The following is a 24,666-nucleotide window of genomic DNA, read 5'->3' as shown; positions in this document are numbered from 1 at the left end:
CATGTCTGTAACTACTTCCGCAGCTCGATGACCGTCTTGCCGATACGGATCGGCGCTCCGGGCGGGATCGGCGTCGGTGTGGTCAGCCGGGTCCGCTCAAGGTACGTGCCGTTGGTCGACCCGAGGTCCTCGACGATCCACTGGCCGTCACGGTCCGGGTAGATCCTGGCATGGCGGCTGGACGCGTAGTCGTCGTCCAGCACGATCGTGGAGTCGTGAGCCCGGCCCAGGGTGATGGTCTGCCCCTGGAGGGCGACCGTGGTGCCGGTGAGGGAGCCCTCGCTCACCACGAGCTTGGTGGGGGTGTTACGGCCGCCGCGCCCGCGACGGCCGCTCTGCTGCTGTTGCCGCTGCGGCTGCTGGCGCTGCTGCGGACGTTGTCCTTCGTTGCGGCGCGCGGCGCGCTGGGTCACGCGCGTACCGAACAGGTCGCTCCTGATGACCTGCACGGCCACGATGACGAACAGCCACAGTACGGCGAGAAAACCCAACCGCATGACCGTCAGGGTCAGCTCTGACATTGCCCCCGCTTCACCCTTCGGCTTGCCGGTAAATGATCGTCGTGCTGCCCACGACGATGCGTGAGCCGTCGCGGAGCGTAGCGCGGGTGGTGTGCTGCCCGTCTACCACGATGCCGTTCGTCGAGCCCAGATCCTGGATGGTCGCCGGGTCCCCCGCCCGGATCTCGCAGTGGCGCCGGGAGACTCCCGGATCGTCCACGCGCACGTCGGCCTCGGTGCTGCGGCCCAGGACCAGCGTCGGCTTCGAGATCTGGTGGCGGTTGCCGTTGATCTCGATCCAGCGGCGGGTCTCGGCGTGCGGCAGCGGGCCGCCCGCGCCCGGCGCGTAGCCGGGCGGCGAGGGCGACGAGGCGGGCATGGGCGGCGCGGAAGCGGGGCGGGGCGGATATCCGCCCGCCGCCTGCTGTCCTCCGCCACCCGGAGCGCCGCTCCGCTGCGGTTGAGAGGTGCTGGACGCCAGAGTGCGGCTGCGCACGCGGTAGAGACCCGTGTCCAGGTCGTCCGCCTTCTCCAGGTGGACCTTGATGGGACCCATGAAGGTGTAGCGCTGCTGCTTGGCGTAATCGCGGACCATCCCGGACAGCTCGTCGCCGAGCTGTCCGGAGTACGGGCTCAGGCGTTCGTAGTCCGGCGCGCTCAGCTCGACGATGAAGTCGTTCGGCACGACGGTCCGCTCGCGGTTCCAGATCGTCGCGTTGTTGTCGCACTCGCGCTGGAGGGCACCCGCGATCTCCACGGGTTGCACCTCGGACTTGAACACCTTCGCGAAGGTGCCGTTCACGAGACCTTCGAGTCGCTGCTCGAAGCGCTTCATTACTCCCACGGTGCACCTCCTTCCCAGATGCCCTCGGCTCTAGTGCGCCTCCCAGTGTCGCCTGGGCACGCGCATGCTGCTTTCCGGTACTGCTTACTGATCGTATCCACGCGCGGGGGAAACGGCTGGTTCCCCGCTGGGACCCGGTGCTCGAGTGTCACCTCTCACACCTTGAGGCCGTCGTCACAGCCTTGCATGGATCGTAGGGCTCCTGTGGCCAGTGTCTCGCAGAGCGGTGCGGCTCCGCTCTCCACGGGCTCCTACGGGTGGGAGTGCCCCCGTTGCCCGCGACCGAACAAACGGATGTGAGCGCACCCCTTCCAGCGTGCTAATCTTCTGGATGTCGGCAGGGCGCCGCGACGGGCCCACGACACACCCAATGCGCGGGTGGCGGAATAGGCAGACGCGCTGGATTCAGGTTCCAGTGTCCGAAAGGACGTGGGGGTTCAACTCCCCCCTCGCGCACAAGAAGGAAAGCCCCGCAGGTCTCGGACCTGCGGGGCTTCTTCGTGTGCGGTACGGGCTCCGGGGGGCCGGGGCTGCGGGTTCCGGTTGGGGTTCCGCTTCCGCGCTTTCGCGCGCGTGCGGCCCCTGGCGTCGGCCCGCGCTACGGTGCGGGCGTGCGAAGGGACGCGTGGCGGAACAGGGAACTGGTGCTGGCGGCTGCCCGCGAGGTGTACGCGGAGCAGGGCGTCGAGGCGCCCCTGGACGTGATCGCCCGGCGGGCCGGGGTCGGCAACGCCACCCTGTACCGGCGCTTCCCCGACCGGGGAGCGCTCATCGAGGAGGTCTTCCGCGAAGCGCTCGCCGCGACCATGGCGCACGGCGAGGAGGCCCGGCGGTCCGAGGACCCGTGGGCCGGGCTCACCGGCTATCTGGAGCGCGTCTTCGAGGGGCTGGCCCACGACCGGGGCGCGAACGACCTGATGACGACGGGCATCGAGGGCGTCCCGACGCTGGAGGCGCTGCACGCGCACAACGCCGAGACGCTGGGCCTGCTGATCGACCGCTGCCGTGGCGCGGGCGCCGTGCGCGGGGACCTCGGGGTCGCCGACCTCCTCTTCGCGCTGGCCGCGCTGGGCCGGGCCGTCCCGGCCGCCGAGGCCGTGGCGCCCGGGTCCTGGCGCCGCCAGCTGGCGCTGCTGCTCGACGGGCTGCGCGGCGAGGGCGCCCGCGAACTTCCGGGGCCGCCGCTCACGCGGGAGCAACTGGACGGCGCCATGCGGGAGCTGAACGCGGCGCGGGCCCGGCGCTGAGACGCGGCGCGGGCCCGCGCTGAGGGTGCGCGCGGGCCCGGTGCCGAGGTGCCGCGCGGGCTGCGTGGGTCCGCGCTGAGGGTGCGCGCGGGCCGCTCACGCCATGTGGCGGTGCGCTCAGGCCGCCGCGACGCGCGCCGCGAGGGTCTTGGCCCTGGCCGCCGCGTCCTCGTGGGCCTTGGCGCGGGACTGCTCGGACAGCTCGATCAGTTCCTCCATGCCCGGGGTGCTCGGGGCCAGCGTCAGCTCCGGAACGATGAACTCCACGTCCAGCTTCAGCATGTCGCCGAGGACCTTGGCCAGGTAGCTCTGCGCGAACTCGTAGCTCTCGCGGGGCGTGCCCGGGCCGTAGCCGCCGCCCCGGCTGGCCACGACGGTGGTGGGCGTGCCCGCGGCCGAGGGGGACTCGCCGCCCGCGGTGCGGCCCATGAGGATCACCTGGTCGAGCCATGCCTTCAGGGTCGAGGGGATCGTGAAGTTGTACATCGGGGCGCCGATGAGGACCGCGTCGGCCTGCTCCAGCTCGCGGGCCAGCTCGTCGCGCAGGGCGAAGGCGGCGGCCTGCTCGGGGGTGTGCTCGTCGGGGGAGGCGAAGCCAGCGGCGGCGCCGACGCCGTCCAGGTGCGGCAGCGGGTTCGCGGCCAGATCGCGGTAGACGACGGTGCCGTCGGGGTGCTGGGCCTCCCATGCCGCGCGGAAGGACGCGGCGACGTCGCGGGAGGCGGAGGCGGCCTGGGGCCAGACGGACGAGTCGATGTGCAGCAGCGTGGCCATGAGGGAGTCCTGCCTTGGAGTAAGTGAGTTAACTTCCGTACGCCACTATTGATAACACAGGCACTTACTTTTCTGCATCCCCTTGTCCGGACGCAGTACGCTGGGGGCATGGCAGAGCTTCGGGAACAGGCGCAGGAGGTCCCCCCGGCACCGGTGTCGGCGTGCACCGAGCCGGAATCGGGGATCACGCGCGTCTTCCATCTGCTGGGCAAGCGCTGGACCGGGCTGATCATCGCCGCGCTCATGAACGGTCCCGGGGGCTTCGCCGAGCTGCGCAGGGCCGTGCCGGGCATCAGCGAGCGCATGCTCTCGGACCGACTGACGGAGCTGGCCTCGCTGGGCCTCGTCGTGCGGACCGTCGAGGACGGGCCCCCGCTGCGCGTCAGCTACCGCCTGACGGACGCGGGCGAGGCGCTCAAGCCCGCGATGGTCGAGCTGACCCGCTGGGCGGACGCGCACCTCGCCGCCGACGGCGCCCGCTGCCCCGAGGAGTTCCGGGGCTGACGGCCCGGCGGCTCCGCGAGTAGCGTCGTCCCCCGGACAAGCGGTGGCCGGACGGGGCGGGGTGCTGGACGTTTCCCCGCCCCGCCCGGCAGGTCAGGGGAGGGCTCGGTATGGGGACGACGGGAACGGGCGACGTGGACGGTGCGCCGGACGCCGGCCGGGGCAGTGCGCGTATCCCGCCGGTGGCGGGCTTCGCCGCGTGGCCGCCGCCCGCCGAGTCGCCGAAGCGCGCCGGCAAGGCGCTGCGCGACTCCGTACCCCGTGCCGAGCACTCCGGGTTCACGGTCGCGCCGGGCCGCCCGGGCGCCGTCGCCGCCGTCGAGGCGTCCAACGCGGGACGGCTCCCGGCCCTGACGCCGATCAGGGTGGGCCGGATGGCCGCCACCCCCTTCGCCTTCCTGCGCGGCTCCGCCGGGCTGATGGCGTACGACCTGGCGCACGGCACCCCGGCGACCGGCATCGGAGCGCAGCTCTGCGGCGACGCGCACGCCGCCAACTTCGGGCTCTACGGGGACGCGCGGGGCGGCCTCGTCATCGATCTGAACGACTTCGACGAGACCGCCGTCGGCCCCTGGGAGTGGGACCTCAAACGGCTGGCGGCCTCGCTCGTGCTCGCCGGGCGCGAGGCGGGGGCCGACGAGGACGTGTGCGCGGGCGCGGCGCGGGACGCGGTGGGCGCGTACCGCCGCACCATGCGGCTGCTGGCGCGGATGCCGGCTGCCGAGGCGTGGAACGCCATCGCCGACGAGGAACTGGTCTCGCACACCGACGCGCGCGATCTGCTGGGCACGCTGGAGCGGGTCGGCGAGAAGGCGCGGCGCAACACCAGCGCCCGCTACGCCGCCAGGTCCACCCGCCTCCTGGACGACGGCGCACGCTGCTTCGTCGACGCGCCGCCCGTGCTGCGCCGTGTCCCGGACGCGGAGGCGGCGGCCGTGGCCTCCGCGCTCGGCCGGGGCGGAGGTGGCGTCGGAGACGGGTATCTGGCGACGCTGCCCGAGGACAGGCTGCCGCTGCTGGAGCGGTACGCGATCCACGACGTCGCCTTCCGCGTCGTCGGGACGGGGAGCGTGGGGACGCGCTCGTACGTCGTGCTGCTGCTCGACCACAGGGGCGAGCCGCTGGTGCTCCAGGTCAAGGAGGCCCGCGCCACGGCGCTGGCTCCCGCGCTGGCCGCCGCTGGCTTCGCCGCGCCCCGGGCCCCGCACGAGGGGCGCCGGGTCGTGCTCGGCCAGAAGCGCATGCAGGTCGTCTCGGACATCCTGCTGGGGTGGACGAGCGTGGAGGGGCGCCCGTACCAGGTGCGGCAGTTCCGCAACCGCAAGGGCAGTGTCGATCCCGCCGCGCTCGCCGCCGACCAGGTGGACGACTACGCGCGGATGACCGGCGCGCTGCTCGCCCGCGCCCACTCCCACAGCGCCGACCCGCGCGCCGTCGCCGGGTACTGCGGGAAGGGCGAGGCGCTGGACGAGGCGGTCGGCTCCTTCGCCGTGGCCTACGCGGACCGTACGGAGGCGGACCACGGCGAGCTGGTCAAGGCGGTACGGAGCGGCAGGCTGGCGGCCGAACTGGGAGTGTGAGGCTCCCTTCCGTAGGGTGGGCGTGATGAACGCGAACCCGGAGGCGGAGCAGGCCCACGACGACGGCCGGAGCCAGGGCCCCGGCCAGGCACAGGCCCGGGGCCAGGATTCAGGCGAGGCCCAGGACCCGGGCCAGGGCCAAGACCCGGGCCAGGGCCAGGAGCGGCCCCAGTCCCCGACGCAGCCCCAGGACGGGGGGACGGAGCGGCTGGAGCGGGCCGTGCGGACGGCGGAGACCGCGCTGATCGAGTACGAGATCGCGGTGGAGACCTTCCGGGTCGAGGTGGAGAACTTCTCCCGCCTGCACCACCAGCGCCTCGGGCCGATGTACGCGCGGCTCGACGAGCTGGACGCGCGGATCGCCGAGGCGGTCGCGGCCCGTACGGGGGACCCCGAGGACGTGCGCAGGGCGGAGGCGGCGCGCGGTGCCGTGCTGCCGATGCCCGCCGTCGAGGAGCTGTTCCACGGCTGGATCGACTCCGAGGGCATGCCCCCCGAGGCGACGGCGATGCTCAACGAGCAGAGCGTCCAGCCCCCGCCGCGGGTCCGCCCGAGCGAGGAGGCGCGCAAGGCGTACCGCGACCTCGTGCGCCGTGCGCACCCCGACCTCGCCCAGGACGAGGCGGAGCGGGAGCGCCGCGAAGCCTTCCTCGTACGCGTCAACAGGGCTTACGCGGACGGTGACACGCAGGAACTCGCCGTACTCCTGGAGGAGTGGGAGTCGGGGCCGCGCGAGCCGGAGGAGGAGCGGGTCAGCCGCAGCGAGGAGCTGTACGCGCGCCTGGAGTGGCTGGCCCAGCGCAAGGACATGCTGGCCGACATGGTCACCAGCCTGGAGGAGAGCGCCATCGGCGCGATGCTGCGGATGGCGCCGGACGATCCCGACCGGCTGCTGGACGAGATCGCCGAGCAACTGCTCGCGCAGGTCGAGGAGCGCGAGGCGGAGCTGGCCCGGCTGCTGGAGCAGCAGGCGGGGGCGGAGGGGGAACCGCGGCAGGGGCCGGAGCGGTCCGGGCAGAAAGAACAGTCCGGCCGGTCGGAACCCGGGCAGGGCTGAGCCGACGGGGAACGGGACGGAAGGAACCGTTCCGGGCAGGCGGGCGGGTCGAGCCGGGCCGGGACGGGACGGGCTGGAAAGAGGCCGTCCGCCGGTCGGCAGGGACCAGTCAGCAGGGAACAGAGCGAACTGACCCGTGGCGAAGAGCCGTGCGCGGGTCGAGAGAGGCAATACGTCATGCACTTCGGTCAGTTGCCCCAGGTGGAGGCGGCATCGGTGCCCGCTGAAGGGCTGTTGCTGGACGTCCGGGAGAACGACGAGTGGGCGGCGGGGCACGCCGAGGGCGCGCTGCACATCCCCATGAGCGACTTCGTCGCCCGGTCCGGTGAGCTGACCGAGCGGGTGGGCGACGGTGAGCGGGTGTACGTGGTCTGCCGCGTCGGCGGTCGCTCGGCGCAGGTGGCGCAGTACCTGATCCAGCAGGGCATGGACGCGGTGAACGTGGACGGCGGCATGCTGGCCTGGGACGCGGCGGGGCGCCCGATGGTCGCGGACGGCGGGGAGCCTCCGTACGTGCTGTGAGTTCGTACGTGCTGTGAGCCGGAGTCAGTCGGGCTGGTGGGCGGCGAGGAGGTCGCCGAGGGCTTCTTCATGGGCCGCGGCAGGGCCGAGGGAGAGTTCGAGCTGCTTGGCCCAGGCGTGGAATCGGTGCAGCGGATAGTCGGTGTCGGCGCCGAAGCCGCCGTGCAGGTGCTGGGCTGTCTGGACGACGCGCCGCACGCCCTCGGCGGCCCAGATCTTGGCGACGGCCACATCCGTGGGATCGAGCCGCCACGCCGCCTGCCAGAGTGTGGCCTCCATGGCGCGGAGGTCGATGTAGCGGTCGGCGGCCTGGACCGCGACGGCCTGGAACGTCGCGATGGGGTGGCCGAACTGCTCGCGCTCGCCCGCGTAGGCGCTGGTCATGGCCAGCACGCGCTCGCCGAGGCCCAGCGCGAGCGCACAGGTGCCGGTGGCCATGAGCCGGTGGAGGTGCTCGGCGGCGCCCTCGGCCTCGATGACGTCGAGCGGACGCACGGGGGCCGCGTCGAGCCGCAGTTCGGCGTAGCGCTCGCCGGTGGTGGAGATCTGCTCGGCCAGGGTCACGCCCTGCCCTGCGGGGTCGACGAGGGCGAGCAGGGTGCGGCCCTCGGCGGTGTGCGCGGGCACGAGCACGAGATCGGCCGTCTGCGCCCAGGGAACGGCGGTCTGGACCCCGTCGAGCAGCCAGGGCTCTGACGGGTCCGACGCGGGCGTGGGGCGGGTCGCGGTGACGGCGAGGGCGGCGGCCTCGTGTCCCGTACGGCCGCTCGCGGCGACGCTGACCGCCAGCTCGCCCCTGCCGATCAGGGGGAGGCGGGCCCGCTGGAGTTCCGGGGTGCCGTACGTCTGGAGGGTGAGGGCCGCCGCTGCGGTCTCCAGCAGCGGGACGCGGGCCAGCACCCTGCCCGCCTCGCGCAGGACGAGGCACAGGGCGACGGGGCCGAGGCCCGCGCCGCCGTGTTCCGGCGCGACGACCAGGCTGAGCAGATCGGAACCGGCCAGCCGCCGCCACAGCGCGCGGTCGAAGTCCTCGGCGACGGCGCCCCCGGTGAGGGAGGGGCTGGGCACACTGTCAGGTACGACCTTGGCGAAGACCGCCACGGCCGCCTCCGAGGCCGCCCGCTCTTCTTCGGTGAAGGTGAAGTCCACTGTCCGTCCGCCCCTCCGGTCGCGTCGCGACGTCGGCGTACTGACGTCGGCGTCGGCGTGCTACTGGCCCGGCATTCCTGACGGGTCGTCAGGTGTGAGGCAGGGTAGGAGTGTCAGGCGTCGAAGTCCACCTCGACGGCGGGGGTGAGCGGATGCGACTGGCAGGCCAGCACATAGCCCGCGTCCAGTTCCTCGGGCTCCAGCGCGTAGTTGCGGTCCATGCGGACCTCGCCGGACACCAGCCGGACCCGGCAGGTCCCGCACACTCCGCCCTTGCACGCGTACGGGGCGTCGGCGCGGTTGCGCAGCACCGTTTCCAGGACCGATTCGCCGTCGTCCATGGGCCAGGTGCCCGAGCGGCCGTCGAGAGTCGCCAGCACGGTGGCCGCCGCCCGGTCGCGCGCGGCGGATTCCGTCGCGGAGCCGGAGCCGGAGCCGGAGCCGGAGCCGGAGCCGGAGGCGGGCGCGGTCGCGGGTATCTCCTCGGCGTGGAAGATCTCCTGGTGGATACGGGCGCGCGGCACGTTCAGCCCGCGCAGCGCGCGTGAGGCGCCCTCGACCAGGCCGAGCGGGCCGCACAGATACCAGCCGTCGACCTCGTCCACGGGCACGAGCGCGGGCAGCAGCGACGTCAGCCGCCGCTCGTCCAGGCGGCCCGTGGGGAGCCCGGCCTGCTGCTCCTCGCGGGAGAGTGCCGTGACGAGCTGGAAGCGGCCGGGGAAGCGGTCCTTGAGATCGGCCACGTCCTCCAGGAACATCGTGGAGGCCGCCGAGCGGTCGCTGCGTATCAGACAGAACCGTGCCTCGGGCTCCCGCTCCAGCAGGGTGGTGGCGATGGAGAGCACGGGCGTAATGCCGCTCCCCCCGACGACGGCGGCGAACCGCCCAGGACGGGGTTCGAGGATGAACCGGCCGCTGGGCGGCAGCGCCTCGACCACATCGCCGACGGCCAGTTCCTTGACCGCGTACGTGGAGAACTCGCCGCCCGCGACGCCCCTGATACCGATGCGCAGCTCCTCGGGCGCCTCCCGCGCGGGGCCGCAGAGCGAGTACGTACGCCGGATCTCGCGTCCTTCGCCGTCGCGGCGGCGCAGCGCGATGTGCTGGCCGGGGGAGGAGCGGAAGGCCGTGCGCAGCGGGGCGGGGACGGCGAGGGTGACGGCGACCGCGTCGTCCGTGAGCCGCTCGACCGAGGTGACCCGGAGGGGGTGGAAGGTGCTCATGGCGCTCGCTCACACCTCCTTGAAGTGGTCGAACGGCTCCTGGCAGGACTCGCAGCGCCGCAGTGCCTTGCAGGCGGTGGAGGAGAAGCGGCTCAGGAGGGTGGTCTCCGTGGAGCCGCAGTGGGGGCAGCGGATGGCGAGGCTGAGCGGAACGGGGCCCCCGGTGCGTGTGCCTGTCCCGGTGCCGCAGCGTGGTGGGGCGACGCCGAACTCGGCGAGTTTGCGGCGCCCTTCGGCCGAGATGTCGTCCGTCGACCAGGGCGGCGAGAGCACGGTGCGCACGCTGACCTCCGGGACGCCGTGTTCCCGCAGCACCCGCTCGACGTCGGCGGCCATGGTCTCGATGGCGGGGCAGCCGGTGTACGTCGGCGTGAGGGTGACCGTCACCCGGCCCGGCGCCGTTTCCCGTACGTCCCGCAGGACGCCCAGCTCGGCCAGGGTGACCGCGGGCAGCTCCGGATCGGGGACGGAACCGGCGAGCGCGCGGAGTTCCCGGAGGTCCGGGGCGCTGCTCGCGGGCGAGGCGGGCGCGGTCGCGGGGGACGAGGGGGTGGCGTGGGTGGTCACCATGACGCCCCCGGGTGGCTGCGGTGCAGGTGCTGCATCTCGGCGAGCATCCGCCCGAAGGACTCCGTGTGCACGCCCTGCCGTCCCGCGCCCGCCGTCCAGGCGCCGTGCCGCGGGCCTTCCGGGACGGTGAGGGTGGCGGCGGTCAGCGTGGACGCGATCCGCTCCTGCCAGGCGCGCTCCAGCGCGGACAGCTCGACGTCCAGCCCTTCGACGGGCTGGAACAGCTCCCCCGTGAACCGCCACAGCCCGTCCACCGCGCTCTGCATCCGCGCGTGGCTCTCCGGCGTGCCGTCGCCGAGCCGCAGGGTCCAGTGCTCGGCGTGATCGCGGTGATACGCCACTTCGCTGACCGCCTTGGCGGCCAGGGGGTGGCCGTGCTCGGCGAGCCGGGCGTACAGCAGCTCCTGATACGTGGAGAACAGGAGCTGCCGCGCGATGGTGCGGGCGAAGTCGCCGTTCGGCTGCTCGGCCAACTGGCAGTTGCGGAAGGCGCGTTCCTCGCGGAGATACGCCAGCTCGTCCTCGTCCCCCAGCTCCGCGTACAGCACGCGGGCCTGGCCCAGCAGATCGAGGGCGATGTTCGCCAGGGCCACCTCCTCCTCCAGGACCGGAGCGTGTCCGGCCCACTCCCCCAGGCGGTGGGAGAGGACGAGCGCGTCATCGGCGAGGGCGAGCGTGGCCACGGGCCCGACGCCGTACCCGGTCTCGCCCCCGGTCTCGGCGCGGGTGTCCGTCGTGGTGTCCGTCTCGGCGTCCGTCGTGGTGTGCGTTCCGGGAGCGGTCACAGGTTCTTCACCCCCTCCGGCACCTCGTAGAAGGTGGGATGGCGGTACGGCTTGTCCGCCGAGGGCTCGAAGAAGGGGTCCTTCTCGTCCGGCGACGAGGCCGTGACATGCCGGGAGGGGACGACCCAGATCGAGACGCCCTCGGAGCGGCGCGTGTAGAGATCGCGGGCGTTGCGCAGGGCCATCTCCGCGTCCGGGGCGTGCAGGCTTCCCGCGTGCGTGTGCGAGAGGCCGCGCCTGCTGCGGACGAAGACCTCCCACAGGGGCCACTCCGACTGCGCCGTCATGCCACCGTCTCCTTCCGCGCGCCCTCGGCGTCGCCCCCGCCGTCACCGCTGTGCTTGGCCGCGTACGCCGCTGCCGCCTCGCGGACCCAGGCGCCCTCTTCGTGGGCGCGGCGGCGCTGCGAGATCCGCTGTTCGTTGCAGGGGCCGTTGCCCTTGAGCACCGCGTGGAACTCCGACCAGTCGATGGGGCCGAAGTCCCAGTGGCCCCGCTCCTCGTTCCAGCGCAGCTCGGGATCGGGGAGGGTGAGCCCCAGCGCCTCGGCCTGGGGGACGCAGATGTCCACGAAGCGCTGGCGCAGCTCGTCGTTCGAGTGCCGCTTGATCTTCCAGGCCATGGAGCGGGAGCTGTGCGCCGACTCCTCGTCCGGCGGCCCGAACATCATCAGCGAGGGCCACCACCAGCGGTCCACCGCGTCCTGGGCCATCGCGTGCTGGGCCTCGGTGCCGCGGCTGAGGGCGAGCAGCAGCTCGTACCCCTGGCGCTGGTGGAAGGACTCCTCCTTGCAGATACGGACCATCGCGCGTGCGTACGGGCCGTAGGAGCAGCGGCACAGCGGGACCTGGTTGGTGATCGCGGCGCCGTCCACCAGCCAGCCGATCGCGCCGACATCGGCCCAGGTCAGGGTGGGGTAGTTGAAGATGGACGAATACTTCTGGCGCCCGGAGTGCAGCTTGTCCAGCAGTTCGTCGCGCCCGGTGCCCAGGGTCTCCGCCGCGCTGTAGAGATACAGGCCGTGGCCCGCCTCGTCCTGGACCTTGGCCATCAGGATGGCCTTGCGGCGCAGGGAGGGCGCCCGCGTGATCCAGTTGGCCTCGGGCTGCATGCCGATGATTTCCGAGTGCGCGTGCTGGGCCATCTGGCGGACGAGCGTGGCGCGGTAGGCGTCCGGCATCCAGTCACGGGGCTCGATCCGCTCGTCCGCCGCCACCGCGGCCTCGAAGGCGGCCTCGAACTCCTCCTGCGCTCCGGCGTCACCGGAGTCCTCTTCGAGCAGCATCGATGTCATGCCCGACGTCATGCCGACCCCCTTGCTCGCGATCTCACTCGCGCTCCACCGCGGCTCCCGACCATTCCCTACCGACCGATCGTTCGGTTCAATGGTGTGCTGTTGGCCCATAGGGTGTCAAGGCTCGAATAACCTCTGAGGCGTACTGGCCAGTCATGAGCATGGGGAGCAGGGAGGGCATGGAGCCAGAAGAGCACCAGGCGCCGGGGGCGGGCGGGGCCGGAGTCGCCGCGCTCTCCGTGCCGGGCCGCGTCATCGTGGCGATAGCCGTGGCGGTCGTCGCGGTCACGGTCGCCTACCACATTTTGATGGTCTTCCTGCACGTCGCACCGGAGAACACGGCCACGCGGCAGCACGGCCAGGCAGTCGACGACTACGTCTATCCGGAGTTCGAGCAGAACTGGAAGCTCTTCGCTCCCAACCCGCTCCAGCAGAACATCGCCGTCCACGCGCGCGCCCGTATCGCCAAGGACGGGGGCACGGAGACCACCGGCTGGGTCAACCTGACCGCCATGGACGGCGCGGCCATCCACCACAACATCGCCCCCAGCCACACGCAGCAGAACGAACTGCGCCGCGCCTGGGAGTTCTTCAACAACTCGCACGACGGCAAGGGCAAGCCCGTGGGCCTGCGCGGTGAGCTGTCGGAGAAGTACATCAAGCGCATCGTGATGGGGCGCTTCGGTACCGAGCTGAACGGCGGCACGGTAGAGGGCATCCAGGTCCGCTCGGCGGTGACGCCCGTCGCGCCGCCGCCGTGGAGCGCCGAGAAGACGGACAACAAGACCGACTACCAGGTGAAGCCCTGGTGGCCGGTCGCCAGCGAGGACATCCCGGGGGGTGGCGGCAAGTGAGCGGGGAGAACGAGAGGCCCGGGGAGACCGAGCGGAGCGGCAATGCCGGGGGCCGGGTTCCGGACCACGTCCAGGGCACGGTTCCGGACCAGGGCGGGGACCGCCGCGGTGCTGACGGCCCCGTCGCCGGGAACAGCGACGGGGCCGGCAACGGCCACGGGGACGTCGCGACGAAGCCGTCAGCCCCGCCGCCCCTTCCGCCCACGCGCCTGGAGAAGGCGCTCGGGCGCGGGCTCGCCCGGGTGACGGGGAGCGCGCTCGCCCCGTACCAGACCGCCGTCGTGCGCATCGGCTTCGCCGCCACCTGGCTCTTCTTCCTGCTCCGCGAGTGGCCGCACCGGCACGAGCTGTACGGGCCCGAAGGGCCGTGGAGCTGGGACCTGGCGCAGCGGCTCGTCGAGTCCAACCACGCCTTCACCGTGCTGCTCTGGTCGGACGGCGACGGCTGGTTCGAGTTCGTCTACCTCTGCGCCATCGCCTCCAGCGTCGCCCTGCTGATCGGCTGGCGTACGCGTACGGCCTCCGTCCTCTTCATGATCGGCGTGCTGGCCCTCCAGAACCGCAGCGTCTTCATGGGGGACGGCGGCGACAACGTCATCCATCTGATGTCGATGTACCTCGTCCTCACCCGGTGCGGGCAGGTCTGGTCCCTGGACGCGCGCCGCCGCCGTCGCCAGAACGCGGAAGAGGGAACAGGGGGCGCGGACACGGTCGGCGTCGTGCTGTGGTCGGTGCTGGGCGTGTGTCTGATCGGGGCCACCGTCTCGGGCGGCTTCAGCATCGGCTGGGGCCTGTTCTTCTGGGCCCTGTGGGCGGTCTACGGCGCCTGGTGGGTGCTGGGCCGCCTCGCGCCGGGCAGCGAGGCGCGGCGCGTCTGCGACATCGTCGCGAACCTCGCGCACAACGGCGCCCTGCTGGTCATCGTCGTCGAGGTCTGCCTGATCTACGCGACGGCGGGCTGGTACAAGATCCAGGGTTCGCGCTGGCAGGACGGCACCGCCGTCTACTACCCGATGCACCTGGACTACTTCTCGCCCTGGCCCGAGCTGAACCAGATCCTCGCGGGCAGCGGCACCATGATCCTGCTGATCACCTACGGCACGGTCATCGTCCAGGTCGCCTTCCCCTTCACGCTCTTCAACCGCCGGGTCAAGAACGTGCTGCTCGCCGCCATGATCACGGAGCACCTCAGCATCGCGGTGCTCCTGGGGCTGCCGTTCTTCTCGCTGGCGATGGTCGCCGCCGACGCCGTGTTCCTGCCGACGGGCGCCCTGCTGTGGCTCGGCGCCCGCGCCTCGGGGCTCACCGGGCGGCTGCGCGGCAAGGGGCGGTCCGGCAGCCGGGACACGGGCGAGGGGCCCGGTGGCGGCCGTGCGGGGGACGGCGGCGACGGTGACGGCGGTGACGGCGCGCGGGACGGCACGGGCTCCCAGGGCCGGGGGACGGGGCAGGGGACGGAACCGTCGTCCCTCAGCTTCACCCGCTGACGCCGATGGCCGGGCGCTGAGCGGGTCACCGTCGCCGTACGCTGGCGTCGTGATCACCGATGAGGACGCCGCGGTACGGCTGTGGCGCGAACGCGCCAAAGGAGCCGAGGGCGGCGAGGGCGGTGCGGGCTGCGTGCTGCTGGACGGCTTCCACGCGCTCAAGCACGCGCTGCGCTTCGGCGCCCGCGTCCCCCTCGCGCTGACGGAGGACCGGACGGCCGTGCTCCGGCTCGCCGGGGAACTGGCCCCGGACCTGACGGCGACCCTGGACGAGCTGCTGACCCAGGTCTCCCCGCGCACCCTGCGCGCCCTGGTGCCCCGCGTCCATCCGACGGGCGTCGTCGCGCTGGCCGAGCGGGACGACCCCGGGACCCGTGCCGCCCCAGCCGCCCGTACCGCCCCGCTCGTCGTGCTCGACAACCCCCGTCACCTGGGCAACATCGGCGCCGTGATCCGGCTGGCGGCGGGCGCGGGCGCGTCCGGGGTGTTCACGACGGGGTCCGTGGACCCCTGGCACCCGAACGTGGTCAGGGCGAGCGCGGGGCTGCACTTCGCCACGGCCGTGGAGCGGTGCGAGGCCGACGGCCTGCCGTCCGGGCCGCTCTACGCGCTCGACCCGGAGGGCCAGGACATCCGCTCCCTCGCCCTCCCCGACGACGCGCTGATCGCCTTCGGCTCGGAGCGGCACGGGCTCTCGCCCGAGCTGCGGGAACGCGCGGACCACCTCGTCGCGCTCCCCATGCGGCCCCTGGTTTCCAGCTACAACCTCGCGACCAGCGTCGCGATGACCCTCTACCACTGGATGGCGGCCCCGGTACCCGGGCGCTCCGCCTCCCCCGGTACGCGTCCGTAGCCCCTCTCACCGCCTCAGCGGCAGTGCGGGAGCGGGCAGCGGCACGACGACGCGCGAGAGCCCGCGCTGCCGCCCTGCTGGGAGACGGCCGCACGGGCTCTTCTCGTTTCCGCTTCTCGCGTCACCGCGCCGGGGCCGGGCCGCCTCAGAGGTACGGGCCGCCCGAGCGGGTCTGGCGGCCCGCGAGGTCCTCGACGCCGGAGCCGCCGTCCTCGGGAAGAGTGCCGGGAGGCAGTGCCCTGCGCATCTGCTCCAACTGCGCCCGCGCCGCCATCTGCTGCGCGAACAGGGCCGTCTGGATGCCGTGGAACAGGCCCTCCAGCCAGCCGACGAGCTGGGCCTGCGCGATGCGCAGCTCGGCGTCCGTCGGCACGGAACCGTCGGTGAACGGGAGCGACAGCCGCTCCAGCTCCTCGATCAGCTCCGGAGCGAGACCGTCCTCCAGCTCCTTGATGGAGCTGGTGTGGATCTCCTTGAGCCTGACCCGGCTCGCCTCGTCGAGAGGCGCGGACTTCACTTCTTCCAGTAGCTGCTTGATCATGCTTCCGATGCGCATGACCTTCGCCGGCTGTTCGACCATCTCCGTCACGGGGACCTCAGCCTGCTCATCGCCATCACTGTCACCACCCTTGGGGGCAGTGCTGCCGAGAGCCATCCCGTCTGGTCCGACGACCAGGACCTGGGGGCTCTCCTGCGACCGTTCGTTGCTCGGCTGTGTCATACCCCCCATTCTGCACGCACTCCCGACCTCCACGGCCGACGAGTCCGTCCTCTCCGGGGTCCGTTCTCAGCGACGCCGCAGCCGCAGTGCCAGGAAGGCGAGGCCCAGGCCCATCGAGGCCAGCCCGGCGCCCAGCGGCAGTACCGGAAGTATCTGCTCGCGCGCTGCGGGTGCGGCCTCGACGGAGCCCTCGGGGCGCGGTTCGCGGCGGTCGGGCTCGTAGAGGTCATGGTTGCCGACGGCCTGGTCGGAGTCGCGGGGAGCGGGCCTGCGCGTGCCCTCGCCGGAGGGCTTCTCCGTACGGGACGGTCCCGTCGTCCCGTCGCCCTGCGGCTGCCCCTGCCCCTGGCCCTGGTCCCGCCCCTGGGCTTCGTCCGGGGTGCGCGGCTGTGCGGGCGGACGCGGCGCCACGGGTACCGACTCGCCGCCCTGGTCACCGCGCCCGCCATCGCTTTCGTCCCCGTCCCCGTCCCCGCCCTCGTCCCCGTCTCCGCTGTCGCTGTCCGAGGGCTCCCTGCCGGAGGGGCCCTGGCCGCCGTCCTCGTCCTGGGAGGCGTCCGTCTCGTCCGGCGAGGTCTCGCCAGGGGCGGTCCGCCCGGGCGTGCTCTGGCCGCTCTGGCCGTTCTGACCGGGGGAGGACGGGCCGTCCCCGTCCGGGCCTGTGCCGGTGCCCGTGTCGCTGTCCGGGACGTCGGGGACGTCCGGGTCGGGGACGGGGCCCGGCTCCCTGCCGTGGACGAGGGGACCGGCGCCGGGGCTCCTGCTCGCGCGGCTGCCCGTACCGGACGTCGCCTCCGCGCCCTTGCCGGGAGCGTTCCGCGCGGCGTGCGCCGCACCTGGCGCCCCCGGCGCCGCCTCGGCTGCGGTCGCGAGGGGGGCGGGGAGGGCTGCCGCGAGGCAGGCGACAAGGGTGACCGTTATGTGGCTGCGCTGCGACTGCCTCACGACTGAGTCCTCCCCGAGCCGGATCGTCCCTCGGTGTAACCAGCGTCACACGACGGGACGGAACCGGCATTTCGGGCAGGGCTCTTCAGGCTCCCCCAGGTTCCCTCCAGGCCCCTGTGGGTTACCGCTCGTGCGGCTCCCCGGTCGTCAGCAGGATCTTGCCGACGTGGTCCCCCGCGTCGAGCGCCCGGTGCGCCTCAGCCGCGTCGCTCATCGGCAGCTCGCGCTCCACCACGGGCCGCACGCGGCCGTCGGCCAGCAGCGGCCACACGTGCTCGCGCACCGCCGCCACGATGGCCGACTTCTCGGCTGCGGGCCGCCCGCGCAGTGAGGTCGCCGTGACCGCGCCCCGCTTGCCGAGCAGGGCTCCGAGGTTCAGCTCGCCCTTGGCGCCGCCCTGGAGGCCGATGATCGCGAGACGGCCGTTCACCGCGAGCGCCTTGACGTTCTGGTCCAGGTACTTGGCGCCGATGATGTCGAGGATGACGTCGGCGCCGTAGCCGTCCGTCGCCGCGTGCAGCGCTTCGACGAAGTCCTGCTCGCGGTAGTTGATCAGGATGTCGGCGCCCAGCTCGGCGCAGCGCTCCAGCTTCTCCTGGCTGCCCGCCGTGACCGCGACCCGCGCACCCACGGCCTTGGCGAGCTGGATCGCCATGGTGCCGATGCCGCTGGCGCCGCCGTGGATCAGCAGCGTCTCGCCGGGGCGCAGGTGGGAGACCATGAAGACGTTCGACCAGACCGTGCAGGTGACCTCGGGCAGCGCCGCGGCCGTGCGGACGTCCAGCCCCTCGGGCACGGGAAGCAGTTGCCCCGACTGCACGACGACCTGCTCGGCGTAGCCGCCGCCGCCCAGCAGCGCGCACACCTCGTCGCCGACGGACCAGCCGGAAACGCCGGGGCCGAGCGCCGCGATCCGGCCCGCGCACTCCAGACCGGGGTACGGGGAGGCGCCGGGCGGCGGGTCGTAGAAGCCCTGGCGCTGGAGGAGGTCGGCGCGGTTGACGGCGCTGGCCGCGACCTCGATCAGTACCTCGCCCTCGCCGGGCTCGGGGGCCGGGACCTCGGCCCAGACCAGCGCCTCGGGGCCGCCGGGCTCGGGGACGGTGACCGCGTGCATCGTGGCATCGGTGGAAGTGGAGTTACCCATGGGACCGACGCTACTCCGGCCCGTGCCCTCCCGGCCGGTCGCCCGCCCGCCGGGTCGTTCCGTCGGCCCCATCGCCCCGTCGGCCCGTCGCGTCGGTCCGGTGCCCGCCCCGTCGCGTCAGTCCGTGGGCCCGCCGCGTCGGTCGGTGGGGCCGCCTCGCCGGTCGGCGATCCCGTCGCGCCGGTCCGCTGCGCCGCCGCGCCGGTCCGTCGCCCCGCCTCGTCGGTCCGCCGCGCCGCCGCCCGACGTGGCGATGGGCCCCGTACCGGGTCCGCTGCCCGCTCCGGGGCCGCCGGGGTGCGGGGCAGGGGAGCGGTGGATGACGACTATCCGGTCGGTGGGCTCCAGCGGGTCGGCCGCCGGGTCGTCGAAGCCGAGCAGCCGGTGCCCGCGGACGACGGTGACCACCAGGTCGTCGCACTCGCGCGGCGAGCGGCCGACCTCGGCCTTGGTGACGGGGCGTTCGTTGAGGCTGAGCCCCGTGCCCTGCTGGATCAGGTCCTCCATGACGGAGCTGGCGTTGGGGCTCAGGACCGAGAGGCCCAGCAGGCGTCCCGCCGCGCTGGCGCTGGTGATCACGGAGTCGGCGCCCGACTGCCGTAGCAGCGGCGCGTTCTCCTCCTCGCGCACCGCCACGACGATCTTCAGTCGGGCGTTGAGCTGACGGGCCGTGAGGGTGACGAGGACCGCCGTGTCGTCGCGCTGCGCGGCGATGACGATCTGCTTGGCGCGCCGCACCTCGGCGCGGCCGAGCACCTCGCTGCGGGTCGCGTCGCCCAGGACGCTCGCGTAGCCCTCGTCGTTGGCCGCCTTGACCACATGGTGGTTGGGGTCGACGACCACGATCTGGTTCCTGGGCACGCCCGTCGACAGCAGCGTCTGTGTCGCCGAGCGGCCCTTCGTACCGAAGCCGACGACGACGGTGTGGTCGCGCAACTGGGACCTCCAGCGGGACTGGCGCCACTGCTCGCGGGTACGGTCCGTGAGCGCTTCGAGCGTGGTGCCGATGAGGATGATCAGGAAGATCACGCGCAGCGGCGTGATGAGCAGGATGTTGACGAGCCGCGCGGTGTCCCCGACGGGCGCGATGTCGCCGTAGCCGGTCGTGGAGAGCGTGACGGTCGTGTAGTAGACGCAGTCCAGGAACGAGACGTGGCCGTCGGCGTTGTCGTTGTACTCCTCGCGCTCCAGGTAGACGAGGAGCACGGTCGCCCACAGGACGCCGAAGGCCGCAAGCAGCCTGCGGGTCACCTGTCGAAGGGGACTGATCTCGGGCCGGGGCAGCAGGACGCGGTGCTGGTCGTTCACGTGTCTGTGGTCCTCACCAGGGGAGCGTCAGAAGCTGTACGTCCGTGCCCGGTGTTGCGCCTCCGGGTGGGACGACGGCGAGGGCGTTGGCGGTCGCGATGCCGCGGAGCATGGCGGGTCCGGTGTAGTGCAGGGGGCGGGCGAGGGACTCCGCCGGAGAGTACGCGACCGGGACGAGCCGGGTGTCGCGGGGGTGACCGTGCACCTCCTCGGACAGGGGCGCGCGGATCTCCTCCGGGGCGTGGCCGTGGTCCCGTTCCTGGTTCCGGTCCCGGCCTCGTCCCTGGTTCCGGTCCCGGTCCCGGTTGCGGTTCCGTTCGTGCGGGCGTCCGGCGAGGGTGCGTACCAGGGGCGCGGCCAGCGTGACCAGGCCGGACAGCGCGGCCAGGGGGTTGCCCGGCAGGCCGACGAGGTGCTGTCCGCCCGGCAGCCGGGCCAGCAGCATGGGGTGCCCGGGGCGCACGCGTACGCCGTCGATCAGGAGCCGCGCCCCCACGCGCTCCAGTGTGGGGTGGAGGTGGTCGACGGGGCCCGAGGCGGTGCCGCCCGTCGTCACGACGAGGTCGGCCGTGGTCGTGGCCACCGCCTCGTGCAGCGCCTCCGCGTCGTCGCCCAGCCGCCGCGTCACCAGCACCTCGGCGCCGAGCGCGGCGAGCCAGGGGCCCACCATCGGGCCGAGCGCGTCCCGGATGCGGCCGTCACGGGGCAGTCCCCGGTGCAGCAACTCGTCGCCCAGCACCAGCACTTCGGCCCGGGGGCGGCGTACGACGGCCAGTTCGTCGTAGCCCGCGGCGGCCGAGAGGCCCAGCGCCGGAGGGGTCAGCGGGGTGCCGGGGGGCAGCAGCGTGTCGCCGGAGCGGCACTCCTGGCCGCGCGGGCGGATGTCGGTGCCGGGCTGCGGCGGTCGCTGGGTACGCAGCCGGCCGCCGACGGTCTCGCCGTACTCGGAGCGGAGCACGGCGCTCGCGCCCGGCGGGATGCGGGCGCCGGTCGCGATGCGGATGGCGTGGCCGTCGGCGAGCGGGGGCGGTTCGCGCCGGTCGCCGGCGAGGATGCCCAGGCCGGGCGTGGCGGCCTGGCGCGCGCCGCTCGCCCCGGTATGTGTCCCTGTGCGCGTCGTGCCCGGCGCGTCGGGGAGGTGCGTCAACTCCCATGGGCCGGGGCCCGATACGGCCCAGCCGTCCATCGCCGAGGTGTCGAACGACGGCAGATCGGTCAGCGCCGTCACGGGTGCCGCGAGCGTGTGGTGCAGCGCGCGGTCGAGGGGGAGCGTGACCGTGCCGAGGGGCGCGCCCGTGCGGGCCGCCAGGGCGTGGGCCTCGTGCCAGGTCGTGGGCTCTGCGTGCTGGTGGGGCGGCTGGGTGCGGGGGCTGTGCTGCGGGGGTTCGGCGGGCTGGGCCGGTGCGGCGTTCCCGGTTCCGGTTCGGGTTCCACCTCCGGTTCCGGTTCCGGGGCGGGACGAGGACGGGGAGGGCGTGGCCCGTTCCGGGGGCTCGCCGGGGCGCCGGTCGGGCGCTGGGCCCGAGGCGGAGCCATGGGAGGGGCCGCTGTTCCTGAGCACGCCGAGCCCGTCCAGTCCGTCCAGCCCGTCCAGCTCGTCGGACGTCGTCGGAGGCGTCGTCGCTCCTCGCTGTGGGGGCGGCGGCTGCTGCCCGTCACCCCGGTAGTTGGCCAGTGCGATTGCCTCGTCCAGCTCGTCCGCGCCGCTCATCGTCCGTCGTCCGCACCCTTCGTCTTGCCGTCGCCCGCCGCTCCCCCGTCTTCTGCCTCGTCCGCTGCTCCGGCGGATTCTTCCTCCGCCCAGCGCAGCGCCAGCGCCGCCGCCTTGCGGGCCGCTTCGGCGACGTCCTCGGGGGAGCCCCCCTTCGCCGCCGCCGCGTATCCCACGAGGAAGGTGGTCAGGGGCGCGGCGGGGCGCGCCACGTTGTGCGCGGCGTCGCGCGCGAGGTCGAGAAGGGCAGCGGTGTCCACATCGAGGTGATCGATGCCGAGTTCGCTCTTGACTGCGGAAGTCCATTCGTCCAGCACGGTGCCATGCTCCCTGATACGGGCTCTCGCGGCGGCGATGTCGTCCCAGGTGTCGCAGTCGAGAGCGTCGGACGCGGTGATGCGCCGAAGTCTCAGCTCCGGGAGGAGAAGCCGCAAGGGCAGGTTGCCGAGCCGCCCGTACTCGGTCTGGAGCAGGGCCAGTTCACGGCGCAGCGGCTCCGCGCGATAGGCGGCGAGGAGGGGTTGGTCGCGCCCGTCGTTGACGACGGCACCCTCGTACGCGTCCCCGGACCCGGCGTCCAGGAGCGCCCGCACCGTCGGGACGCGGAGGAAGGGCAGATCGGCGGAGAGGACGAGCACCGTCGCCGCCGTCGTGCGGCGCAGACCGGCGTCCAGCGCGGCGAGCGGGCCGCCGCCCGGCGGGTCCTCGCGGACCCAGGTGACGGGGCGGTGGGTGGGGCGGCGCGGCCCGACGACGACGGTGGCGGAGGCGTCGGCGCACGCCGACAGCACCCGGTCCAGCAGGGAGCGGCCCCCGACGGTGAGCGCGGGCTTGTCGGCGCCGCCGAGGCGGCGGGCACCGCCGCCCGCGAGGACGATCGCGTCGTACGGGGCCCGTGTGCCGTGCGGGCCGGGTGCGTCGTTCGGAACCGGTACGTCGTCGTGGGTGTGCGTCACGCCCTAGAGCGTACGGAGCAGCACCGCGGGTTGTTCCACGCAGTCCGCGACGTACCGCAGGAAGCCGCCCGCCGTACCCCCGTCGCACACCCTGTGGTCGAAGGTGAAGGAGAGCTGCGTGACGGACCTGACCGCCAGCTCGCCGTTCACCACCCACGGCTTCTCGGCTATCCGGCCGACGCCGAGCATGGCCGCCTCGGGGTGGTTCAGGATCGGGGTCGAGCCGTCGACGCCGAACACGCCGTAGTTGTTGAGGGTGAAGGTGCCGCCGGTGAGATCGGCGGGGGTGAGCGTGCCCGCGCGGGCCGCCTCGGTGAGGCGGGACATCTCCGCGCTGAGCGCGGCGGCGCCGAGCGTGTGCGCGTTCCGTACGACGGGGACCACGAGACCGCGCTCGGTCTGCGCCGCGAACCCGAGGTGCACCTCGGACAGTTGCACGATCTCGCGCGCCTTGGTGTCCACCGTCGCGTTCAGCTCGGGGAAGCGGGCGAGGGCCGCCGTGCAGATGCGGGCCAGGAGCGCGAGGAGGGAGACCTTGCCGCCCTCTTCCGCACGTGCCGCGTCCGTACGTGCCTCGTCCGTCCGCGACGCGTTCATGGCGCGGCGCGCCGCCAGCAGCTCCGTGGCGTCGGCGTCCACCCAGCACGAGGCGTCCGGGATCTCGTGCCTGCTCCGCGAGAGCTTGTCGGCGACGGTGCCCCTGAGTCCGGTCAGCGGGATGCGCCGGGCCGCGCCGGAAGCCGTGGTGGGTGCCGTGGCCGCTGCCGCGGGTGCGGTGGCCGCCGGGGCGCCCCCGGCGAGGGCCCGCGCCGCGCGTTCGACGTCGGCGCGCATGATGAGCCCGTCCGGCCCGGTGCCGCTCACCTCGCGGAGGTCTACGCCGTGTTCGCGGGCGAGACGCCGTACGAGCGGGGAGATCACCGCCACCGGTTCTGCACCCCGGCCGGGCGCACCCTGGGACGCGCCCGCACCCGCCCCCGTGTCCGCCGAGGCCACGGTGGAGAGCGGTCCGCGCACCCGGCGACGCCGCGCCGCCGGAGCCTGCGTGCCGTACCCCACCAGGACGTTGCCGGACGCCTCCTCGCCGCCCGGGGGCCTGGCGCCCGTGCCGCTGCCATTGACGCTCCCGGCGACGACCGGAGCCGTCGCGCCACCGCCCCCTTCGCCACCGCCACCCGCACCGTCGCCCCGGCCGTCACCGGGACCACCCGCAGCACCCGCAGCACCCGCAGCACTCGGAGCACTCTGGTCACCAGGGGCCCCCTGCGCGCCGTCGGCCCCGGCCTCGTGCCCGCCGTCGGAGGGCGCCGCGCCCACGGCGACCGTCACCAGCGGCGTCCCCACGGGAATCTCCGCGCCCTCCTCGCCGTAGCGCGCAGTGATCACCCCGGCGTACGGGCAGGGGACCTCCACCAGTGCCTTGGCCGTCTCGACCTCGACGACGTGCTGGTCCACAGCGACCACGTCCCCCGGTGCGACGAGCCACTGCACGATCATGGCCTCCGTCAGGCCCTCCCCCAGATCGGGCAGGGTGAACTCGCGGACCTCCGCCATCAGTGACCGCTCCCCTCGCGTCCGACGCGGCTCTCGACCCAGTCACTCTCCCACTGCAACCGTGCCACCGTGTCCAGAATCCGGTCCACGCCCGGCAGATGGTGCCGCTCCAGCATGGGCGGCGGGTAGGGGATGTCGAAGCCCGCGACGCGCAGCACCGGGGCCTCCAGATAGTGGAAGCAGCGCTCGCCGATCCGGGCCGCCAGCTCGCCGCCAGGCCCCGCGAACCCCGGCGACTCGTGCACGACGACGGCCCGGCCCGTACGCCGTACGGAGGCGACCACGGTCTCCTCGTCGAGGGGGACGAGCGAGCGCAGATCGACGACTTCGAGGTCCCAGCCCTCGGAGCGCGCCGCCTCGGCGGCCTCCAGGCAGACGGGGACCGAGGGCCCGTAGGTGATCAGAGTGGCCGACGTGCCCTCCCTGCGGACCACGGCGCGCCCGATGTCCGGCACGGGCGTGGGCTCCTCGGGCGACCAGTCGGCCTTGCCCCAGTAGAGCCGCTTGGGCTCCATGAAGATGACCGGGTCGTCGCTCTCGATGGACCGCCTCAGCAGTCCGTAGGCGTCCGCGACGGTGGCGGGCGTGACGACGTGCAGTCCGGGCGTCGCCATGTAGTACGCCTCGGAGGAGTCGCTGTGGTGCTCCACCCCGCCGATTCCGCCCCCGTACGGTACGCGCACGGTGAGCGGCATCGGCAGCGCGCCGCGCGTGCGGTTGCGCATCCGGGAGACGTGCGAGACCAGTTGCTCGAAGGCCGGGTAGCCGAACGCGTCGAACTGCATCTCCACGACGGGCCGCAGCCCGTACATCGCCATGCCGACGGCCGTGCCGAGGATCCCGGCCTCGGCCAGCGGCGTATCGGCGCAGCGTGCGGCGCCGAACTCCTTCGCGAGCCCGTCGGTGACCCGGAAGACGCCGCCGAGCGTGCCGACGTCCTCGCCGAGCAGGTGCACGCTCGGGTCCTCGGCCATCGCGTCGCGCAGCGCGCGGTTCAGCGCCTGCGCCATCGAGGACCGCGTACGGGCGCCACGGCCCGCTCCCGCTCCCGCTCCCGCCCCGGCTCCCGTGCCCGTCCCCG

General features: G+C 73.4%; 25 protein-coding genes and 1 tRNA gene. 9 read left to right on the top strand and 17 right to left on the bottom strand.

The features are described from left to right. Positions 1 to 11: 11 nt before the first annotated feature. The gene (locus tag ACWGJ2_RS29260; protein ID WP_453349262.1) at positions 12 to 521 is read right to left on the bottom strand and encodes an FHA domain-containing protein FhaB/FipA; all 510 of its coding nucleotides are present in this window, start codon (positions 519 to 521) and stop codon (positions 12 to 14) included. A gap of 10 nt (positions 522 to 531) precedes the next feature. Then, entirely contained in the window at positions 532 to 1,344 is an 813-nt protein-coding gene (locus tag ACWGJ2_RS29255) for an FhaA domain-containing protein (protein WP_453349261.1), read from the bottom strand. 372 nt (positions 1,345 to 1,716) lie between these two features. On the opposite strand from ACWGJ2_RS29255, the gene ACWGJ2_RS29250 reads away from it, so the two are divergent. Together ACWGJ2_RS29250 and ACWGJ2_RS29245 are read left to right on the top strand one after the other, a co-directional pair. Beyond that, a tRNA-Leu gene (locus ACWGJ2_RS29250) sits at positions 1,717 to 1,800 on the top strand. 155 nt (positions 1,801 to 1,955) lie between these two features. Next, the gene (locus ACWGJ2_RS29245; RefSeq protein ID WP_453349260.1) at positions 1,956 to 2,591 is read left to right on the top strand and encodes a TetR/AcrR family transcriptional regulator; all 636 of its coding nucleotides are present in this window, start codon (positions 1,956 to 1,958) and stop codon (positions 2,589 to 2,591) included. A gap of 117 nt (positions 2,592 to 2,708) precedes the next feature. Here ACWGJ2_RS29245 and ACWGJ2_RS29240 read toward each other — a convergent pair whose 3' ends face one another. Continuing rightward, positions 2,709 to 3,365: an FMN-dependent NADH-azoreductase gene (locus ACWGJ2_RS29240; protein WP_453349259.1), complete on the bottom strand. Its 657-nt coding sequence runs from the start codon at positions 3,363 to 3,365 to the stop codon at positions 2,709 to 2,711. Positions 3,366 to 3,473: 108 nt separating this feature from the next. On the opposite strand from ACWGJ2_RS29240, the gene ACWGJ2_RS29235 reads away from it, so the two are divergent. The 4 genes from ACWGJ2_RS29235 to ACWGJ2_RS29220 all read left to right on the top strand — a co-directional run bounded on the left by ACWGJ2_RS29235 (position 3,474) and on the right by ACWGJ2_RS29220 (position 7,028). Then, entirely contained in the window at positions 3,474 to 3,869 is a 396-nt protein-coding gene (locus ACWGJ2_RS29235; RefSeq protein ID WP_453349258.1) for a winged helix-turn-helix transcriptional regulator, read from the top strand. A gap of 110 nt (positions 3,870 to 3,979) precedes the next feature. Then, positions 3,980 to 5,449, top strand: coding sequence for a DUF2252 domain-containing protein (locus tag ACWGJ2_RS29230; RefSeq protein ID WP_453349257.1), 1,470 nt, complete (start codon positions 3,980 to 3,982; stop codon positions 5,447 to 5,449). A 25-nt stretch (positions 5,450 to 5,474) separates the two neighbouring features. Continuing rightward, positions 5,475 to 6,506 carry a J domain-containing protein gene (locus ACWGJ2_RS29225; RefSeq protein ID WP_453349256.1) on the top strand — a complete coding sequence of 344 codons (1,032 nt, stop codon included), beginning with the start codon at positions 5,475 to 5,477 and terminating at the stop codon, positions 6,504 to 6,506. 177 nt (positions 6,507 to 6,683) lie between these two features. Next, positions 6,684 to 7,028: a rhodanese-like domain-containing protein gene (locus ACWGJ2_RS29220; protein ID WP_453349255.1), complete on the top strand. Its 345-nt coding sequence runs from the start codon at positions 6,684 to 6,686 to the stop codon at positions 7,026 to 7,028. A gap of 24 nt (positions 7,029 to 7,052) precedes the next feature. Here the strand turns inward: ACWGJ2_RS29220 and ACWGJ2_RS29215 are convergent, their stop codons facing one another. From ACWGJ2_RS29215 to paaA, 6 genes are all read right to left on the bottom strand, one after another. Further along, positions 7,053 to 8,177, bottom strand: coding sequence for an acyl-CoA dehydrogenase family protein (locus ACWGJ2_RS29215; protein WP_453349254.1), 1,125 nt, complete (start codon positions 8,175 to 8,177; stop codon positions 7,053 to 7,055). A 113-nt stretch (positions 8,178 to 8,290) separates the two neighbouring features. Next, a complete protein-coding gene (locus tag ACWGJ2_RS29210) occupies positions 8,291 to 9,400 on the bottom strand; it encodes a 2Fe-2S iron-sulfur cluster-binding protein (RefSeq protein WP_453349253.1) in 1,110 nt (369 codons plus the stop codon). A gap of 9 nt (positions 9,401 to 9,409) precedes the next feature. Continuing rightward, positions 9,410 to 9,970 (bottom strand): 1,2-phenylacetyl-CoA epoxidase subunit PaaD, encoded by a 561-nt coding sequence (paaD, locus tag ACWGJ2_RS29205; RefSeq protein ID WP_453349252.1) that lies wholly within the window; start codon positions 9,968 to 9,970, stop codon positions 9,410 to 9,412. Next, positions 9,964 to 10,755 (bottom strand): 1,2-phenylacetyl-CoA epoxidase subunit PaaC, encoded by a 792-nt coding sequence (gene paaC, locus ACWGJ2_RS29200; RefSeq protein ID WP_453349251.1) that lies wholly within the window; start codon positions 10,753 to 10,755, stop codon positions 9,964 to 9,966. Before paaC ends, paaD begins: the two co-directional genes overlap by 7 nt. Beyond that, on the bottom strand, positions 10,752 to 11,042 hold the full coding sequence (paaB, locus tag ACWGJ2_RS29195) for a 1,2-phenylacetyl-CoA epoxidase subunit PaaB (protein ID WP_453349250.1): 291 nt from the start codon (positions 11,040 to 11,042) through the stop codon (positions 10,752 to 10,754). Before paaB ends, paaC begins: the two co-directional genes overlap by 4 nt. Then, positions 11,039 to 12,040 carry a 1,2-phenylacetyl-CoA epoxidase subunit PaaA gene (gene paaA, locus ACWGJ2_RS29190; protein WP_453349278.1) on the bottom strand — a complete coding sequence of 334 codons (1,002 nt, stop codon included), beginning with the start codon at positions 12,038 to 12,040 and terminating at the stop codon, positions 11,039 to 11,041. The genes paaB and paaA overlap by 4 nt, the downstream gene beginning before the upstream one ends. A gap of 188 nt (positions 12,041 to 12,228) precedes the next feature. Here paaA and ACWGJ2_RS29185 point away from each other — a divergent pair, with 188 nt between their 5' ends. From ACWGJ2_RS29185 to ACWGJ2_RS29175, 3 genes are all read left to right on the top strand, one after another. Then, on the top strand, positions 12,229 to 12,903 hold the full coding sequence (locus ACWGJ2_RS29185) for a DUF5819 family protein (protein ID WP_453349249.1): 675 nt from the start codon (positions 12,229 to 12,231) through the stop codon (positions 12,901 to 12,903). Between the two features lie 209 nt (positions 12,904 to 13,112). Next, the gene (locus ACWGJ2_RS29180; RefSeq protein ID WP_453349277.1) at positions 13,113 to 14,390 is read left to right on the top strand and encodes an HTTM domain-containing protein; all 1,278 of its coding nucleotides are present in this window, start codon (positions 13,113 to 13,115) and stop codon (positions 14,388 to 14,390) included. A gap of 52 nt (positions 14,391 to 14,442) precedes the next feature. Then, entirely contained in the window at positions 14,443 to 15,243 is an 801-nt protein-coding gene (locus ACWGJ2_RS29175; protein ID WP_453349276.1) for a TrmH family RNA methyltransferase, read from the top strand. Positions 15,244 to 15,388: 145 nt separating this feature from the next. Here ACWGJ2_RS29175 and ACWGJ2_RS29170 read toward each other — a convergent pair whose 3' ends face one another. From ACWGJ2_RS29170 to ACWGJ2_RS29135, 8 genes are all read right to left on the bottom strand, one after another. Continuing rightward, positions 15,389 to 15,964 (bottom strand): bacterial proteasome activator family protein, encoded by a 576-nt coding sequence (locus ACWGJ2_RS29170; RefSeq protein WP_453349248.1) that lies wholly within the window; start codon positions 15,962 to 15,964, stop codon positions 15,389 to 15,391. A gap of 66 nt (positions 15,965 to 16,030) precedes the next feature. Then, a complete protein-coding gene (locus tag ACWGJ2_RS29165; RefSeq protein ID WP_453349247.1) occupies positions 16,031 to 16,909 on the bottom strand; it encodes a hypothetical protein in 879 nt (292 codons plus the stop codon). Between the two features lie 121 nt (positions 16,910 to 17,030). Further along, the gene (locus ACWGJ2_RS29160) at positions 17,031 to 18,026 is read right to left on the bottom strand and encodes an NAD(P)H-quinone oxidoreductase (RefSeq protein ID WP_453349275.1); all 996 of its coding nucleotides are present in this window, start codon (positions 18,024 to 18,026) and stop codon (positions 17,031 to 17,033) included. Positions 18,027 to 18,173: 147 nt separating this feature from the next. Continuing rightward, the gene (locus tag ACWGJ2_RS29155) at positions 18,174 to 19,364 is read right to left on the bottom strand and encodes a potassium channel family protein (protein ID WP_453349246.1); all 1,191 of its coding nucleotides are present in this window, start codon (positions 19,362 to 19,364) and stop codon (positions 18,174 to 18,176) included. A gap of 13 nt (positions 19,365 to 19,377) precedes the next feature. Beyond that, positions 19,378 to 21,075: a molybdopterin-binding protein gene (locus ACWGJ2_RS29150; protein WP_453349245.1), complete on the bottom strand. Its 1,698-nt coding sequence runs from the start codon at positions 21,073 to 21,075 to the stop codon at positions 19,378 to 19,380. Further along, positions 21,072 to 21,953 (bottom strand): NTP transferase domain-containing protein, encoded by an 882-nt coding sequence (locus ACWGJ2_RS29145; RefSeq protein WP_453349274.1) that lies wholly within the window; start codon positions 21,951 to 21,953, stop codon positions 21,072 to 21,074. Before ACWGJ2_RS29145 ends, ACWGJ2_RS29150 begins: the two co-directional genes overlap by 4 nt. A gap of 81 nt (positions 21,954 to 22,034) precedes the next feature. Continuing rightward, on the bottom strand, positions 22,035 to 23,585 hold the full coding sequence (locus ACWGJ2_RS29140; RefSeq protein WP_453349244.1) for a dihydrolipoamide acetyltransferase family protein: 1,551 nt from the start codon (positions 23,583 to 23,585) through the stop codon (positions 22,035 to 22,037). After that, the gene (locus ACWGJ2_RS29135) at positions 23,585 to 24,595 is read right to left on the bottom strand and encodes an alpha-ketoacid dehydrogenase subunit beta (RefSeq protein ID WP_453349273.1); all 1,011 of its coding nucleotides are present in this window, start codon (positions 24,593 to 24,595) and stop codon (positions 23,585 to 23,587) included. Before ACWGJ2_RS29135 ends, ACWGJ2_RS29140 begins: the two co-directional genes overlap by 1 nt. Positions 24,596 to 24,666: the final 71 nt, after the last annotated feature.

The sequence above is a fragment of the Streptomyces sp. NPDC054796 genome, assembly GCF_053611545.1.
This window is presented reverse-complemented; position numbering and strand designations above follow the sequence as displayed.

Excerpts from the sequence above, each read along its gene's own strand:
- ACWGJ2_RS29260 (WP_453349262.1), bottom strand. The coding sequence starts at position 521 with ATGTCAGAGCTGACCCTGACGGTCATGCGGTTGGGTTTTCTCGCCGTA.
- ACWGJ2_RS29240 (WP_453349259.1), bottom strand. The coding sequence starts at position 3,365 with ATGGCCACGCTGCTGCACATCGACTCGTCCGTCTGGCCCCAGGCCGCC.
- ACWGJ2_RS29235 (WP_453349258.1), top strand. The coding sequence starts at position 3,474 with ATGGCAGAGCTTCGGGAACAGGCGCAGGAGGTCCCCCCGGCACCGGTG.
- ACWGJ2_RS29230 (WP_453349257.1), top strand. The coding sequence starts at position 3,980 with ATGGGGACGACGGGAACGGGCGACGTGGACGGTGCGCCGGACGCCGGC.
- ACWGJ2_RS29225 (WP_453349256.1), top strand. The coding sequence starts at position 5,475 with ATGAACGCGAACCCGGAGGCGGAGCAGGCCCACGACGACGGCCGGAGC.
- ACWGJ2_RS29220 (WP_453349255.1), top strand. The coding sequence starts at position 6,684 with ATGCACTTCGGTCAGTTGCCCCAGGTGGAGGCGGCATCGGTGCCCGCT.
- ACWGJ2_RS29210 (WP_453349253.1), bottom strand. The coding sequence starts at position 9,400 with ATGAGCACCTTCCACCCCCTCCGGGTCACCTCGGTCGAGCGGCTCACG.
- paaD (WP_453349252.1), bottom strand. The coding sequence starts at position 9,970 with ATGGTGACCACCCACGCCACCCCCTCGTCCCCCGCGACCGCGCCCGCC.
- paaB (WP_453349250.1), bottom strand. The coding sequence starts at position 11,042 with ATGACGGCGCAGTCGGAGTGGCCCCTGTGGGAGGTCTTCGTCCGCAGC.
- paaA (WP_453349278.1), bottom strand. The coding sequence starts at position 12,040 with ATGCTGCTCGAAGAGGACTCCGGTGACGCCGGAGCGCAGGAGGAGTTC.
- ACWGJ2_RS29185 (WP_453349249.1), top strand. The coding sequence starts at position 12,229 with ATGGAGCCAGAAGAGCACCAGGCGCCGGGGGCGGGCGGGGCCGGAGTC.
- ACWGJ2_RS29170 (WP_453349248.1), bottom strand. The coding sequence starts at position 15,964 with ATGACACAGCCGAGCAACGAACGGTCGCAGGAGAGCCCCCAGGTCCTG.
- ACWGJ2_RS29160 (WP_453349275.1), bottom strand. The coding sequence starts at position 18,026 with ATGCACGCGGTCACCGTCCCCGAGCCCGGCGGCCCCGAGGCGCTGGTC.
- ACWGJ2_RS29150 (WP_453349245.1), bottom strand. The coding sequence starts at position 21,075 with ATGAGCGGCGCGGACGAGCTGGACGAGGCAATCGCACTGGCCAACTAC.
- ACWGJ2_RS29140 (WP_453349244.1), bottom strand. The coding sequence starts at position 23,585 with ATGGCGGAGGTCCGCGAGTTCACCCTGCCCGATCTGGGGGAGGGCCTG.
- ACWGJ2_RS29135 (WP_453349273.1), bottom strand. The coding sequence starts at position 24,595 with ATGGCGCAGGCGCTGAACCGCGCGCTGCGCGACGCGATGGCCGAGGAC.